This is a genomic window from Mesorhizobium sp. 131-3-5 (assembly GCF_016756575.1).
Classification (GTDB): Bacteria; Pseudomonadota; Alphaproteobacteria; order Rhizobiales; family Rhizobiaceae; genus Mesorhizobium; species Mesorhizobium jarvisii.
The window spans coordinates 118,665-132,184 of the sequence record NZ_AP023255.1; the positions used below are offsets into that span (position 1 = coordinate 118,665).

The 13,520-nt window shown below is 59.9% G+C and carries 11 protein-coding genes, 4 pseudogenes and 1 riboswitch; of the genes and pseudogenes, 4 read left to right on the plus strand and 11 right to left on the minus strand.

The features are described from left to right. Positions 1 to 154: 154 nt before the first annotated feature. Positions 155 to 559 (minus strand): annotated as a pseudogene (locus JG747_RS33065) (transposase); the annotation flags it as partial. 198 nt (positions 560 to 757) lie between these two features. Here JG747_RS33065 and JG747_RS33070 point away from each other — a divergent pair. From JG747_RS33070 to JG747_RS33085, 4 genes and pseudogenes are all read left to right on the plus strand, one after another. Continuing rightward, positions 758 to 1,249: pseudogene (locus tag JG747_RS33070) on the plus strand (LacI family transcriptional regulator); the annotation flags it as partial. Between the two features lie 247 nt (positions 1,250 to 1,496). Then, positions 1,497 to 1,739: pseudogene (locus JG747_RS33075) on the plus strand (GAF domain-containing protein); the annotation flags it as partial. A 600-nt stretch (positions 1,740 to 2,339) separates the two neighbouring features. After that, positions 2,340 to 3,449, plus strand: a complete 1,110-nt coding sequence (gene hisC, locus JG747_RS33080; RefSeq protein WP_199201461.1) for a histidinol-phosphate transaminase — start codon at positions 2,340 to 2,342, stop codon at positions 3,447 to 3,449. Between the two features lie 125 nt (positions 3,450 to 3,574). After that, the gene (locus JG747_RS33085) at positions 3,575 to 4,603 is read left to right on the plus strand and encodes an LLM class flavin-dependent oxidoreductase (protein WP_199201462.1); all 1,029 of its coding nucleotides are present in this window, start codon (positions 3,575 to 3,577) and stop codon (positions 4,601 to 4,603) included. A gap of 261 nt (positions 4,604 to 4,864) precedes the next feature. Here the strand turns inward: JG747_RS33085 and JG747_RS33090 are convergent, their stop codons facing one another. From JG747_RS33090 to JG747_RS33135, 10 genes and pseudogenes are all read right to left on the minus strand, one after another. Beyond that, positions 4,865 to 5,635 carry a hydroxymethylpyrimidine/phosphomethylpyrimidine kinase gene (locus JG747_RS33090; RefSeq protein ID WP_199201568.1) on the minus strand — a complete coding sequence of 257 codons (771 nt, stop codon included), beginning with the start codon at positions 5,633 to 5,635 and terminating at the stop codon, positions 4,865 to 4,867. After that, entirely contained in the window at positions 5,626 to 6,231 is a 606-nt protein-coding gene (locus JG747_RS33095; protein ID WP_199201463.1) for a thiamine phosphate synthase, read from the minus strand. The genes JG747_RS33090 and JG747_RS33095 overlap by 10 nt, the downstream gene beginning before the upstream one ends. Continuing rightward, a complete protein-coding gene (locus JG747_RS33100) occupies positions 6,228 to 7,001 on the minus strand; it encodes a thiazole synthase (RefSeq protein WP_199201464.1) in 774 nt (257 codons plus the stop codon). The genes JG747_RS33095 and JG747_RS33100 overlap by 4 nt, the downstream gene beginning before the upstream one ends. A gap of 3 nt (positions 7,002 to 7,004) precedes the next feature. Continuing rightward, the gene (gene thiS, locus JG747_RS33105; protein WP_010913513.1) at positions 7,005 to 7,202 is read right to left on the minus strand and encodes a sulfur carrier protein ThiS; all 198 of its coding nucleotides are present in this window, start codon (positions 7,200 to 7,202) and stop codon (positions 7,005 to 7,007) included. Further along, positions 7,199 to 8,173 carry a glycine oxidase ThiO gene (gene thiO, locus JG747_RS33110; protein WP_199201465.1) on the minus strand — a complete coding sequence of 325 codons (975 nt, stop codon included), beginning with the start codon at positions 8,171 to 8,173 and terminating at the stop codon, positions 7,199 to 7,201. The genes thiS and thiO overlap by 4 nt, the downstream gene beginning before the upstream one ends. Next, a complete protein-coding gene (gene thiC, locus JG747_RS33115) occupies positions 8,170 to 10,005 on the minus strand; it encodes a phosphomethylpyrimidine synthase ThiC (RefSeq protein WP_199201466.1) in 1,836 nt (611 codons plus the stop codon). Before thiC ends, thiO begins: the two co-directional genes overlap by 4 nt. A gap of 103 nt (positions 10,006 to 10,108) precedes the next feature. Next, positions 10,109 to 10,225, minus strand: a riboswitch (TPP riboswitch). 281 nt (positions 10,226 to 10,506) lie between these two features. Further along, complete coding sequence (queE, locus tag JG747_RS33120) at positions 10,507 to 11,244, minus strand: 7-carboxy-7-deazaguanine synthase QueE (protein ID WP_199201467.1); 738 nt, start codon at positions 11,242 to 11,244, stop codon at positions 10,507 to 10,509. Next, on the minus strand, positions 11,241 to 11,597 hold the full coding sequence (gene queD, locus JG747_RS33125; protein WP_044548957.1) for a 6-carboxytetrahydropterin synthase QueD: 357 nt from the start codon (positions 11,595 to 11,597) through the stop codon (positions 11,241 to 11,243). The genes queE and queD overlap by 4 nt, the downstream gene beginning before the upstream one ends. Next, the gene (gene queC, locus JG747_RS33130; protein WP_199201468.1) at positions 11,597 to 12,295 is read right to left on the minus strand and encodes a 7-cyano-7-deazaguanine synthase QueC; all 699 of its coding nucleotides are present in this window, start codon (positions 12,293 to 12,295) and stop codon (positions 11,597 to 11,599) included. The genes queD and queC overlap by 1 nt, the downstream gene beginning before the upstream one ends. Positions 12,296 to 12,598: 303 nt before the next feature. Beyond that, a pseudogene (locus JG747_RS33135) lies at positions 12,599 to 13,277 on the minus strand (Fic family protein); the annotation flags it as partial. Between the last annotated feature and the right edge of the window lie 243 nt (positions 13,278 to 13,520).

Sequence of the window (13,520 nt, forward strand, 5' to 3'; positions counted from 1 at the left end):
AGAGGACCGCGGAGAAGCCCGACAGGCGCCGTCGCGCGCCGGCGCAGACCCCTTCCTAGACTAGCGACAAGGTATTCGCCCTCGACTTAGAGGTCTCTTCCAAAAACGAGCCTGTCTACATTGCTGCGTTCATTCATCCTTACCCCGGCCTTTATCAACCAAAGACAGCTACGGCCGATTTGATAGTGATGCCACCATCGGGGCTTCGCCGCATCTGACGTCCCGTGGCGGCGCAAAAGACAGTCGGCAGTTGCAGCGCTGGCGGCACCCGTGACCAGAGCCTTCGCATGATTTCCCGGCCATGCCGAGTTTTCCGAATGGCGCTTCCAGACACGACGCGCTGAGACCAGCGGAAGCCGATTTCATGGAAATACAGGTCGGCATGTTGCGGGCTGATATGGTGAAAGACGCCGGCGATCGTCCGCCGCACGCGGGAATTGAAACCCTCCACCTAATTGACGTGGACCGTGTCGCGAAGATATTCGTGGCTGGAATGCTTCACGGTCTCATGCTTGGCAAAACTCTCGCCTATGGCCATGAATGCCTTCGCCTCATCCGAGGCGGAATCCAAGTAGAGAAAATTTGAGTTCGTTTTCAATCGCCTCGGCATGGAGCAATAGGAGCGCGGACCAACAAAAATACCAACAAAATATTTCTGTGGATTGGTTCGGTTCCCGAATAATGCCCCATCCATCCATGACACTGCATCAAGGTCGCGGTGCCGTTTCCTCCTATGGCGGGACGAGGTCGGGGGGCCGCCGCTTGGATGTTTTCCACGGTCGCAAAACGGCCCGGCAAGGGGCGGTCTTCGTCGGCAGCCACCGCTTGCAGGGGCACGAGCTCCGCGAAATCGGCTTTCGCTCCTATTTCCGTGACAACGCGCCGAGTTTGGAGGTGCTCGATACGCTCGTGACCCTCGAGAAGCGGCAGATCACACACGAGACCACGCTGGATCTCATGCACGGCAACCTGAGCTCGTCGGCTTCTGTATGGTCGGCGGGGGCAGGGGGCCATCAGGAGCTCCGCGAGGTGCGCAAAGCTCAAGACGCTGTCGCGATTGTGAATGAAATCACGCCGGAGTCGCAGTCGGCCCTCGTAGATGGCATCGTCGCGATGGCGGTCGCCACGCCACTGCGCCCAGCTTTGCCAGGAGCTGATTAGGCTGATGGCCCGGGCCATCAGCACCGGCACCGCGGCGACGCCGGGGCAGACATTCTGCCGTTCGATATCATCTACCGGAGCTATATGAAACTGATGGAATTCTATCATGAGCGCAGAGTTTCCTTTCGCGAATGAAAGAAAGCTCGATTGACTCTCCCGCCCCATTCCCGTCTCGTGAATCAACGTGCGGTTGCGGCGTGCAGAAGCCAGTCGACGGTCGCGATTCATGAAAGGAAACTCCATGGCAAGGCATCGCACCGCTGTGCACTCGACCACGTTGCAGCGTCCCGACTTACGGCTAAGGCGTTTTTCGCGCTTGCCCGTGACCAGTCAAAATCCGCAACCAAGCGGTGGACCCGGCTTTCAACGCCGCCGACAAGGACGTGCTCGGGGCGTCCGACAGCATGAAAGTCTCGTTCATCGGCGTACCCGTTCGCGTCGATGCGAACGTCGTGGGCACGCCGACCATCGACCGCATCTTGGACAACAAATCAAGTTCCCTCCTCGATTACGACCTGCGCCTCCTCACCACAATCGCCAATCTGGTTGGGCAGACAGTGAAGCTGCATCGCATCTTCCTGGCAGCGGGAGCGTCAATCGGCAGAATGCCACGGACAGTGTTTTTTCGCGGCGCCGTGGAAGAGCGGACCGGGCAACAAGGTGCCGCAACTGGGCCGATGATGCCAGACAGGCCGGCCACGCGGCCGACTGAGGCTGCTCCTTGGGCCGCCGCTACGGTCCCGTCCGTCGTCAGCGACCAGGCACCGCTGGCGCCTCCCAGCGCAGCCTCTTTAAAGGTACGAGTATGTCAAATCGCGAGCGTGTCATCGCGGCCGTGAAGAGATGGCTCGGTGCAGACAAAGGCGGCGCCTCCTTGGACTGACGCCGCGCCAGATTGGATACACGCTGAGGAAATACGGCATCAGATCAAGCGTCCTTGAAAGGCTGACCGAGGCAAATATCAGGGACAAATCAAGCGTTGGTGGCTGGCGGAGCCTTGGCCCGATGACGAGTGGATGCGGACTGAGCGTCGGGCCAATCCGACCCGGGAGGACAGCCCGCCCGACCTCGCGGGGTCAATGTGCTGACAATGGCGGTGTGAATGCACTGTTGGTCGGCCATGTGCTCCAGACCATCAGTTCATCCGGATTCCCTCTGCGACTGAAACGGAGAAAAACATGTCCGATGTAAAACTTCAGAGTGTGCTGTCGTCTCTTTCGCAGGTGGCGAGACAGTTAGATGCTCTGCCATCCGATACACCAGCGCCGGATTCAAGTTGGGTAAAACTAAACACGAATGAGAACCCCTTCCCGCTTCCGGCAATCATAATGCAAAGTGCGATTGCAGCTCTCGAACGGCAGTATCTGTATCCAGAAGACGATAACATCAGCTTGAGGGAAGCAGCCGCGAATGCCTACAGCGTCTCCATGGATCAGGTGATCGCCGGCAACGGATCGTCTGAACTGCTTGGACTTGTCTACAGAGCATTCCTTACCCCGGGGGATAGCGTGGCGATGATGTCGCCAGGCTTTTCGTTCAACCGCAAACTTGCAACGTTGCAGGGTGCTCAATTTGTCGAAATCGAATTTAGCGAAGATCATTCCTTGCCGATGGAGCAATTGCTCTTCGGTCCTGCAAAGGACGCCAAGTTCATTCTGCTAGCCAATCCGAACAATCCGACTGGAACGTTCGTTCCGGTGGCCGATATCGAACGCCTGATAGCGAAATCGGACCGCTTGATCGTGCTGGATGAGGCCTACGTCGACTTTGCACCCGAGAATGGTCTACGCCTCATCAATCGCTATTCGAACCTTCTGGTCTTAAGGACATTTTCGAAAAGCTATGCTGCCGCCGGCATTCGCGTCGGTTTCGGTTTCGGTCACCCTGAAATTATCGGCAGGCTACGCAACATCCAGAACGTCTTCAACATGAATGTGATCGGGCAGGCGGTTGGTATCAGCGTCCTTGCGCACCGCGCCGCCTATGCAGACAACCACAGACACATCAGGCATGAACGACGGCGAGTGATGCTCGCGCTGTCGCAACTTGGATTTTCCGTAATCCCTTCCCACGCAAACTTCTTGCTTGCCCGCGTGCCAACGGGACAGGACGGCTCATGGTGGCAATCAGCCTTCGCAAGGCAAAAAATACTTGTTGCCGTCTTTCCAGATAAAGGTTTGGAAAATTACATCCGCGTCAGCATCGGTACAAAAGAGCAAATGGATGCATTTCTTCGTGCCGCTAGTCGTATTATCAGAATATTGAATATGTCAACACCCCCGCATTAGGTTGCTAAGGCTCTGCTTTAGCATTTCGCAGGCAATAATCCGAGCGATTACACGGCGAGAAATCTTTAAATTGCTTGGAATACGCAAGCAACCGGACTTGTTGCGTCAAAAATGGAGACAATATCATGGATAAGGCCTTTCCTTCAGGCCTAGCTGTCGGCATCTTCGATCATCTGGACGAGGACGGCCCCGATATCGCCCGACAGTACGAAGATCGCCTGATGTTAGCGGAGGCGTGCGATCACCTTGGGTTCTATGCATATCATCTCGCAGAGCACCATTGTACCCCACATGGGAGAGGTCCCTCACCGAATCTGTTCTTGTCGAGCGTAGCCCAGCGAACCCGGCGCCTTCGTGTCGGCCCGTTGGTAATGCTGCTTGCCCTCTATCATCCGCTACGTGCGTTCGAAGAGATCTGTATGCTGGACCAATTGAGCGGTGGCAGGCTCGAACTTGGGATAGGGCGCGGCTCGCTCCCGATCGAATTGGGTTACTTCGGGATTGGCTCGGACGCGGCGCCAAACCACTATGCGGAAGCCAGCGAAATTCTTATCAATGCGCTGAAGGGCGGCACGCTATCCTATCAAGGTCGCCATTTTGAGTTGAACAGCGTTCCGCTGACGCTAAGAACTCATCAGCGTCCACATCCGCCGACTTGGATCGCCACCAATCGACCGGAATCGGCAGTCTGGGCCGCTGCGAATGGCGTGAACATCGCGTGCGTGGGACCTTCCTCTTCCGTTCGAAGAATCACTGATGCCTTCCGCGCCGGTCGAGAGCACACCAGTGAGGCGGACGACCAAACGCCATTTCTTGGATTGCTCCGCATGGTCGTGATTGGGCGTTCTGAAACAGATGCACGTTCACTCGCCGCATCTGCTTACGAACGGTGGCTAAAGAGCTTTAAATTCCTTTATGATCTCAATGGCATGCCGACTCCACCAAACCTGCCGCTGACCTTCGATGCAGCAATCGAGAAGGAATTGTGTGTAGTAGGAACGGCAGCTTCTGCGGGACAAGCTCTTCTTGATCAGCTGGAAGCGGCAGGTGCAAACTACCTCCTTTGTCAACCGGCGTTTGGGAATCTGTCGTTAGATGCTTCCCTATATACCGCAACGGCGATTCAATCCGCAATTATGGCTCGAGTTGGCTAACCCAGGTTCGAACGTTCGCTCACCCAACAACGTGCCAAGCGGCATGCGGTCGCTAGCGACGACTAGGTGCGGGTTTCGGATGACCCATCAACCTGTTGGCACAGAGGCATGCGGCTCCTTCTCAAAGCGGCGTGTTGTTCATGGGCGAAAGCGACCGTGTATGCCGCATTTTCACCCCTCGGATAGGGCCTTCATGTCCTAAGAAGTAGACCCACGATCGCCTGCCAGACTTGATCGGAGCGTTGGATACGTTCGGCCCGATCAGCTTATCGGCCCGATGTCCTTCGATCCGGCAAGCGCATCGAAAACATGTTGCTTGGCTTGGCGCACGCTCGCTTCCAGCGACGCTCCAAGAGCAAGCGAGGCGGCGACTGCGCTGGCCATCATGCAACCCGTTCCGCGCATCCCACGCGGCAAGCGGGGCGCCTCGAACCGAACTGCAGGTTGGTTCGGCTGCAAAAGCACGTCGACGCAACGGGTTCCTTGTGCATGGCCGCCCTTGACGAGTACGGCGGTCCTCACCGTCCTCGATAGCTCTTCAGCCTGACGACAAGCCCCTTCTTCGTCCGCGGCCGGTGACGAGCCGGTAAACGCAGCCAGCTCGACCAGGTTAGGCGTTACAAGCCGGCAGATCGGCATCAGATCGTGGCGCAGCATATTAATGGCATCGTCCGCCAGCAGATTGCGTCCCGAGGTAGAGGCCAGGACCGGGTCGAGTACCACAGGCACTTGGCGGTTGACCAAAACAGCGCCGACTGCCTCAACAGCCGCCGATGTCCCAATCATGCCTATCTTGACGGCCGCGACAGCGTTGGCAGCGAACGCGGCGCGCATCTGAGCGGCGACAAGCTCCGACGGCACAAGCTTGACGTGCTCGACAGCCGAGTGCGTCTGGACTGTCACGGCGGTGATGGCAAGACAACTGCGCAGCCCGAAGGCGGAAACCGTTTCTATATCGCGGGCAATTCCAGCTCCACCGCTGGAGTCCGACCCGCCAACGACAAGCACATGCGGTTCTCGCCTCAGCGCCATCGCTCCGTCTTTTCGATCCATTCTCGTGTGCGCCCTTCGGGATCGGCATTCAGCGTGATGTCGGTGACCACCGCCGCGCTGTCGGCGTCAGCCGCGAAAACTCCGTCGAGCCTGTCAGGGTTGAGACCGCCAATGGCGACCAATGGGATTGGCGCTACCCGATGCTTCCACTCTCTGATCCGTTCGAGCCCCTGCGGCGCCCATTTCATCGTCTTCAGGATGGTCGGGTAGATGGGCCCAAGCGCGATATAGTCAGGCTCGGCGGCCATCGCCGTGTCCAGTTCGACACCATCATGCGTGCTCAGTCCGAGCCTCACGCCGGCTAGCCGAATCCGCGAACGGTCGGCGGTTTGCATATCCTCCTGACCGAGATGAACGAAGTCGCAGCCTTCCTCGATGGCCAGTTGCCAGTAATCATTGATGATGAGCTGGCACCCGTATCGAGCGCACAAGGCCTTCGCTGTGCGGATCTCAGCGCGCAATCCGGCTTCGCCCATGGTCTTGATGCGAAGCTGCACCAGCTTGACGCCGAGCGGCACCAGCCGATCGATCCAGGCTGCACTTTCGACGATCAGATAGAAGGGATCGAGCTTCATGAAAAAACTGCCCTGCCGAATGTCGGTGTCGATGGCACGGCGACGTCACGCGGTTCAAGCATTCCCGAAATGAAGGCTTCGCGACCGGCGGCGACCGCCTTGCCGAACGCACGGGCCATGCCGACCGGATCGGCCGCCTTGGCGACCGCCGTATTCAGGAGCACGGCGTCAAAGCCGAGTTCCATGACGGTGGCCGCGTGCGACGGCCGTCCGAGCCCCGCATCCACGATCAGCGGGACGCCAGGGAGATGGCCGCGCATCGAACGCAGTGCCATCACGTTGACCGGCCCGAGGGCGGAACCGATCGGTGCGCACCACGGCATCAAGACCTTGCAGCCCCCCTCCAGCAGCCGCTCGGCGACGACAAGGTCGTCGGTGGTATAGGGGAATACATCAAAACCGTCCTCGCACAGGATGCGGGCGGCTTCGACGAGGCCGAACACGTCCGGTTGCAGCGTGTCGTGGTTGCCGATCACTTCGAGCTTGATCCAGCTCGTGCCGAAGACGTCGCGCGCCATTTTCGCAGTGGTCACCGCTTCCTTGACGGAATGACAGCCAGCAGTATTGGGCAGGATTCTGACGCCCAGCGAGCGGATCAACGACCAGAATTTCTCGCCGGCCCTGCCACCTGCCATCTCACGGCGCAGCGAGACGGTCACCACCGACGTGCCCGATGCCTTGACCGCATCGGCAAGGATGGTCGGCGAAGGATATTGAGCGGTGCCGAGAAGCAGACGCGACGGAAGCTCGGTTCCATAAAGCTCGAACATGGTCTAGCCTCCCTGCATGGGTGAGAGGATTTCGATCCGATCGCCGTCGCTCAACCGGAATTCCGCCCGGCTGGCTTTGTGCACGAGGTCGCTGTTGACGGCGGTCGCCAGCCAATCGCCCTCATAGTCGAGCGCGGCAAGCAGCTCGGCCAGGGTGGTGGCGGCAACCTCATGCGCTTTGCCGTTGACCAACAGTTTCATGAGTAGGTTCCTTGGTTCGGTCTTGACTGAAAAAACAGGTCGGCAGCTTGGCGCGCCATGGCGGGGGCGAGGAGAAAACCGTGACGATAGAGCCCATTGATCGCGACGGTGTCTCCGCTCGCTTCGACGCGGGGCAGGTTGTCGGGAAAGGCCGGACGAACGCCGACACCGGTTTCAACGATCTCGGCCTCGCCAAAGGCCGGATGGAGGGCATAGGCCGCGCCCAAAAGCTCCATCGTCGAACGAGCCGTGACAGGTCCAGTGGACTGGCTCTCGATCATCGTCGCACCGATCATGAAACGGTGGTCGGTGCGTGGCACCATATAGAGCGGAAAGCGCGGATGAAGCAGGCGGACCGGGCGCGACAGCGAAATGTCCGGCGTGCGCAGGATCAGCATCTCGCCGCGAACGCCACGCAGCCTTCCATCGACGGCGGACATTCCCGTGCAGTCGATTTGACGACCGAACCCGGAAACAGCCGGGGCATCGGCGCAGAAGTGGAATTCGACTCCCATCGCCGCCAGCCTGTCATGAAGTGCCGCCATCGCCTGGCGCGGGTCGAGATGGGCTTCGTCGGAGAAGAGCAGTCCGCGGCGGAAGCGGCCGGCGAGGTCGGGCTCGAGCAACGCGATTTCATCCTCATCGACGCGCCGATGACCAGACGTGCGGCTGGCGAACCGGTCGAGTTCGCCCGCATCGCGCGGCGCGGCCACGACCAGTGTTCCGGCCCGCGTCACCTGCCCGGGCGTTGCCGCCTCCCACCAGTCGGCGGCATCGCTTCCGAGATCCAGCACCGGTTGCTCGGCGCTTTCGCGCTCGCACCATGGCGCCAGCATGCCGCCGGCGAACCACGACGCATTGCCGCCGAGGCCATGTCTTGTCTCAGCAACTGTCACCGCCGCGCCGCGCGTGGCGAGTTCGAAGGCGACGGTGAGGCCGGCGACGCCGGCCCCTTTGACCAGCACCCTCATGACCGCTCATGCGCCTCCGGCACCAGCGGTGTGCCGGTCTCGTCCGCCGGCACGTAGAGATCGCCGCCCTCGCGGTATTTCGCCGCCATCGCCGCCATGCCCTCCTTCTGCGCTTCGGCACGAATGTCGTGGGAAATCCGCATCGAGCAGAATTTCGGCCCGCACATCGAGCAGAAATGCGCCACCTTGTGCGCTTCCTTGGGCAAGGTCTGGTCGTGGAAGGACCGCGCTGTTTCGGGATCGAGCGACAGGTTGAACTGGTCCTCCCAGCGGAACTCGAAGCGCGCGCGGGAAAGGGCGTCATCCCTGACTTTCACCGCCGGATGCCCCTTCGCCAGGTCGGCGGCGTGTGCGGCTATCTTGTAGGTGATCACGCCAATCTTGACGTCGTTGCGATCGGGAAGGCCGAGATGCTCCTTCGGTGTGACGTAGCAGAGCATGGCGGTGCCGAACCAGCCGATCATGGCAGCACCGATACCTGAGGTGATGTGGTCGTAACCCGGCGCGATGTCGGTCGTCAGCGGTCCTAGCGTATAGAACGGGGCCTCGCCGCAGACGGCGAGCTGCTTGTCCATGTTCGCCTTGATCTTATGCATCGGCACGTGACCAGGCCCCTCGATCATCACCTGGCAATCCTTCGCCCAGGCGATCTTTGTCAGCTCGCCGAGGGTTTCCAGCTCGGCGAATTGCGCAGCGTCGTTGGCGTCGGCGATGGAGCCCGGACGAAGGCCGTCGCCGAGCGAAAAGGACACGTCATAGGCGCGGCAGATATCACAGACTTCCGCGAAATGCTCGTAAAGGAAGCTTTCCCGGTGATGGTGCAGGCACCATTTGGCCATGATCGAGCCGCCGCGCGAGACGATACCCGTGACCCGGTCAACGGTCAGCGGGATGTAGTGCAGTCGCACGCCGGCATGGATGGTAAAATAGTCGACGCCCTGTTCGGCCTGTTCGATCAGCGTGTCTCGGTAGACCTCCCAGCTCAGATCCTCGGCAATGCCGTTGACCTTTTCGAGCGCCTGATAGAGCGGCACCGTGCCGATCGGCACCGGTGCATTGCGCACGATCCAGTCGCGGATGTTGTGGATGTTGCGGCCGGTCGACAGGTCCATCACCGTGTCGGCGCCCCAGCGGATCGCCCAGACCATTTTTTCCACTTCCTCGGCCATCGAGGAGGTGACCGCCGAGTTTCCGATATTGGCGTTGATCTTCACCAGGAAATTGCGGCCGATGACCATCGGTTCGCTCTCCGGGTGGTTGATGTTGGCGGGAATGATCGCCCGCCCGCGCGCCACCTCGTCGCGCACGAATTCCGGTGTGACGAAGTCGGGGATCTCGGCGCCGAAGGCCTCGCCGTCGCGCTCAAGTTTGCCACGCAGGACCTCGCGGCCGAGGTTCTCGCGGATGGCGACGAACTCCATTTCGGGCGTGATGATGCCGGCGCGCGCATAGGCAAGCTGGGTCACCGCCTTGCCCTGCTTGGCCTTGAGCGGCCGGTTGCGAATGGGAAATTCCGGCGTCAGGCGCTCACCCACCGCGAATCCATTGTCTTCCGGCCGGACATGGCGGCCGTCATAGGCTTCGACATCGCCGCGCGCGGTAATCCATTCATGGCGAAGCCGGGCGAGGCCCTTTTCAATGCTGGTTTCGACTGTCGGGTCGGTATAGGGGCCTGACGGATCGTAGACGATGACGGGCGGCTCGCCGGCCGTTGGATGAACGGAGATTTCGCGCATCGGCACCCTGATCTGCGGGTGGAGGACGCCGGATTTGTGGATTTTCCGCGAGGCGGGCAGTGGTCCCGTCGACACGGCGGGGGTGAGGGCATTCATCGTGAGGCTCCTTTGCTCATGCATTGGAGACCCAGTTCTGTGCCGGAAGGATGAAAAGACGCTTTGGTCGGCCTGCCGAAACAGGACCTCGGGCGTAAACTCCCGCAAAGCGCTTGCACCGTCCCTACGCCAGTATGAACTGGATCAGGTTCAACGGGTCACTGCGCCGCGAAAGCCAGCAGTATCTCAGCCCCTTGCCGGGACTCCCCTGGTGAATGCATCGAATTGAACGGCCCGTCGCTATTTTGTCAAGCGCATTCGTCCCGCAGCGGTGATCGGCAACCAAACAAACCCAGCGGAAAAGCATGGTAGTATCGAGAGCAAGTCACGCTCCAGAGGAGCGGTGAAGCGCCCCCAATAAGGCGAGCCCTCATGCGGATTTCGGTGCCTTTTCCAGCACGGTGTTTTCGGGGCTTTCCGGAACGACGCTGCTGCCGCCCAGTTGGGCGAGATTGCTATAGAGGTCTGTCTTGCTCGTCGTCGGCAATCCTTCCCCTTCGGCTAGACGCCCCGTTTGTTTCCCCAGAGCAGAACATGAAGCTGCGGCAGTACACGCGCCTCGAACCACCTGTCACGGGTCACTTTTTCAACCAGCCATTCCATGCGCCTCATCACACCGGCCATGTCGATGAACCCGTCTTCGTTGCCGGGACGCGGCGGCGTGTGATTGCCGGGCTGCAGATAGACGGGCAATTGCGGGTAGCGCGCCGCGGCGTCCTTGGCATAGGCATAGTCATCATCGTCGAAGACGACGAGCTTGAGCGCCATCCGCGGCTTATCCTGCGCCGCCTCGACGCAGGTGTCGAACGCGGCCCAATCTGTCGTCATTTCGCTTGAGGGCGGCTTGGGGCTGAGCACCAGCACGTCGAGATCCGCGAACCATTGCTTAGGCACCGAGCCTTGGGTTTCCAATGCAAAGCGGTAACCCTCACCATGCCCGCGGTCGATCAGCGGGCCAAGCGGCTGGATGGCCGGATTGCCGCCCGACAGCGACACCATCACGGGCTGACCGCCGGAAAGCGCAGTGACCTTTTGCCAAACCGCGTCGGAAGACATCATCTCCCAATCATGGCGGAAGCGACGGTCCACCGCATGCAGGCTGTCGCACCAGGAACAGCGATAATCGCACCCGCCGGTTCTTACGAACACCGTCGGCAAGCCGATCAGCACGCCTTCGCCCTGAATGGTCGGCCCAAAAATCTCGCTCACCCGGATTCCGGGATGCAACGCGCAAGTCATGGTCGGTATTCCGCCCAGGTTTTCGGCGTCTCGCTCACCCGCACGGCGGAGGTTTCGGGTAGCCGCACCTTGCACCAGTCGTAGAAGTGCCTGGCCAGACATTCCGCTGTGGCATGGTCATGCCCCAGCACGTCGTTAAGATGCCGATGGTCGAACGTCCCATCGATGTAGTGCTTGAACGCCGCCAGATCTTGGTAGTCGCGCACAAAGCCGTGTTCGTCCAGTTCGCCACCTGAAAGCTCCACTACGACGATGTAGTTGTGGCCGTGCAGACGTGCGCACTGATGATCTGGTGGCAAGGAGGTGAGCTGATGCGAGGCCGAGAAGTGGAACTCTTTGGTAATGCGGAACATCACGCGCTCCTTGTCTGGATAGCGTGGAGCCAGAAGTCTGCGTCCTCATAATCTGTCGGGTCGGTGATGCCGGCCAGATCGAATGCTTCGCGCCGTTCGACGCATGTCCCGCAGCGACCGCAATGACGTGCACCGCCCTTGTAGCAGGACCACGTCGCCTCGAACGGTGTGGCGTACTTTGCCCCCTCGCTGACGATGTCGGCCTTCGACATATTCACATACGGAGCGTACAGGCGGATATCGGCGTAGCCTGCGAGGGCATGGTTCTGCATCGTCTGAAAGGCGTCGATAAAAGCGGGCCGGCAATCGGGATAGATGAAATGATCTCCGCCGTGGACGGCAGTGGCCACCGCATCGGCCTTCTTCGCGGCGCCAACCCCGAAGGCGATGGCCAGCATGATGGCGTTCCTATTCGGCACCACCGTGATCCTCATGGAGTCTTCGGCATAGTGCCCGTCGGGCACGTCCACATTATCAGTCAGCGCCGAGCCGCTCAGGTTCCGGCCAACATCGCGGATATCGACGATCTGGTGCGGAACAGCCAGCCGCTTGGCGCAGATAGCGGCAAAGCCGAGTTCCTTTTTGTGCCTCTGGCCGTAATCGAACGAAAGCAGGCCAATGAGTTTCTGCTCGGTCGCCACCTTGTGAGCGAGCGAAACAGAGTCCAATCCGCCGGAGCAGATGACGAGGGCATTCATGGTTTGAATCCTTGTTTTGACCGGGTAAGGCTGCGACCGGAGATTTCTCTGCGTTCCCACTACTCCACGGAGCCGGTTTTGTGAAGGGTGGACGCGATTGAGCGCACGTACCTTGTTGTCAGCGTCCCCAAGATGACTTGCACGCGACTTGTCGCGTATCTTCGACCGCTGGGGTGCTGACGCCGGCACTGCGTATATAGGCGTATAGATAATGCAGAAATCACTGCCGTGGCGCAGCAGCATTCCCGACACACCTTCGGCTTGTCCGGTTTGCCCCAGAACTTGACGTCCCGAGTTTCGGCGCTAACGCAAGGGTCGACCGGCAGTCCCAGGGAAAGGCTTCTGCCGCGTGCTTTGCCGTTTTCTGGTCTGCGCATAGATCGCCTCGAGCCGCCCGCGCTTCGTCATTGGTCAGAGCCGGGAATTCCTTTCCGAAGGCGCGGCTCGATAGGGGCCACCATTCTGGTTAAGGAAACGGAAGAGCAGATCGATCAGCCGCTTGGGCGTGTCGATAAGGCATTCACCTGTTGCCGGAATTGATCGTAGCGCTGCAGAAAAGCTGTTTCGTAAGGAAGGTGCCGTTCGATCGTCCGCCGAAGGCAGGCATAAAGAAATTCGGCGTGCGGGGTTGCATCGAAGTATCGGTAGAAATCCCCGGTGTCATTCAGCACCCGGACGTTGAATTGCGGCGTCGGTTCCCATTCGACCAATGGCAGAAGGCGCGTCGAATTGCTCTCCAGCACGCGCCTGTACTCGTCGATCTGGTCCAGGATCGCGGCCGAGACGGGAAACACCACTCCCGGCGATTGAAGCGGTGCATGGCTAGGACGTGGTGGATCAGGTAGCGGTGAATGCGGCCGTTTCCGTCCTCGAACGGATGGATGTAGACAAAGCCGAAGGCGAAGATTGCGGCGGCGACGACTGCATCAAGGTTTTGCGCTGGGCCTTGATCGAACGCAATTCCAGAAACAACTTTCTGAAGGGCGTCGCAAGGCAAGACATTGTCGGCGCTGATCGTCGCCCCAACTGATCCAAGCATCGGTTCCTGCTTGGGTCCAGCGCCCTAGGCGACGCCATGGTCGGCGAGCGCTCTGGCCGACCTTAATCCATTACCCAAGAATCACAGGGTTCCATTGCGCTGATCGAGACGGCTTTCTAGCCCTATCCATGCCATGGATGCGTTCCATCCAAACAACCAACTTTACGGACCTGCCATGATGCTGCA

Excerpts from the sequence above, each read along its gene's own strand:
- queC (WP_199201468.1), bottom strand. The coding sequence starts at position 12,295 with ATGAATGCCCTCGTCATCTGCTCCGGCGGATTGGACTCTGTTTCGCTC.
- thiC (WP_199201466.1), bottom strand. The coding sequence starts at position 10,005 with ATGAATGCCCTCACCCCCGCCGTGTCGACGGGACCACTGCCCGCCTCG.
- hisC (WP_199201461.1), top strand. The coding sequence starts at position 2,340 with ATGTCCGATGTAAAACTTCAGAGTGTGCTGTCGTCTCTTTCGCAGGTG.
- queE (WP_199201467.1), bottom strand. The coding sequence starts at position 11,244 with ATGACTTGCGCGTTGCATCCCGGAATCCGGGTGAGCGAGATTTTTGGG.
- JG747_RS33085 (WP_199201462.1), top strand. The coding sequence starts at position 3,575 with ATGGATAAGGCCTTTCCTTCAGGCCTAGCTGTCGGCATCTTCGATCAT.
- queD (WP_044548957.1), bottom strand. The coding sequence starts at position 11,597 with ATGTTCCGCATTACCAAAGAGTTCCACTTCTCGGCCTCGCATCAGCTC.
- thiS (WP_010913513.1), bottom strand. The coding sequence starts at position 7,202 with ATGAAACTGTTGGTCAACGGCAAAGCGCATGAGGTTGCCGCCACCACC.
- thiO (WP_199201465.1), bottom strand. The coding sequence starts at position 8,173 with ATGAGGGTGCTGGTCAAAGGGGCCGGCGTCGCCGGCCTCACCGTCGCC.
- JG747_RS33090 (WP_199201568.1), bottom strand. The coding sequence starts at position 5,635 with ATGGCGCTGAGGCGAGAACCGCATGTGCTTGTCGTTGGCGGGTCGGAC.
- JG747_RS33095 (WP_199201463.1), bottom strand. The coding sequence starts at position 6,231 with ATGAAGCTCGATCCCTTCTATCTGATCGTCGAAAGTGCAGCCTGGATC.
- JG747_RS33100 (WP_199201464.1), bottom strand. The coding sequence starts at position 7,001 with ATGTTCGAGCTTTATGGAACCGAGCTTCCGTCGCGTCTGCTTCTCGGC.